This is a genomic window from Rhizobacter sp. P2_H2 (assembly GCF_056403375.1).
In genome coordinates, this window is the sequence record NZ_JBFUFP010001810.1 from 1 (window position 1) to 567 (window position 567).

General features: G+C 73.0%; 1 protein-coding gene. It reads right to left on the reverse strand.

What is annotated here, in order from left to right; all coding sequences use genetic code 11:
- Window positions 1–151: 151 nt before the first annotated feature.
- Window positions 152–567 (reverse strand): ATP-binding protein (locus AC1D15_RS36335; RefSeq protein WP_477829910.1); only part of this gene is annotated, 416 nt, incomplete at its 5' end.

The window sequence follows — 567 nt, forward strand, 5'->3', positions numbered from 1 at the left end:
GAGGAAGCCGGCGCCGAGGCCGCGTGCGGCACCGTCGCCGCACGCAGCCCGAGGCTCGCCGCCAGCACCAGCACCGCGCCGGCCAGCGCGATGCGCGCCCGCCGGCAGCGCGCACACGGCTCGGGCCGCGGGAAAGGTGCATCGCGATGCGTCATGCCGTGCGCCCTTCCTTGCGCAGTTCCTTGGCAATGCCGCGCCGCAGGTCGGCCATCTCGATGCGCTCGCGCCCGCCCTGCAGCGCGCCCAGCGCCCCGAAGCGCACCACGTTCGCGATCGCGCCGCCCGACAGCTCGTGCCGCTCGGCCAGCCCCTGCAGGTCGACGTCGTCGGCCAGCCGCCCGGTGTGCCTCACCATGCCCTCCCACAGCAGCCGCCGCTGCTCGGCGTCCGGCATCGGGAAGTGCACCAGCGACTGGAAGCGCCGCGCGAACGCATCGTCGATGTTGGCCTTCAGGTTGGTCGCGAGGATCACCGTGCCCGGGAAATCCTCGACCCGCTGCAGCAGGTACGACACCTCCTGGTTGGCATAGCGGTCGTTCGAGCTGGAGGTCGCGGTCCGCTTGCCGA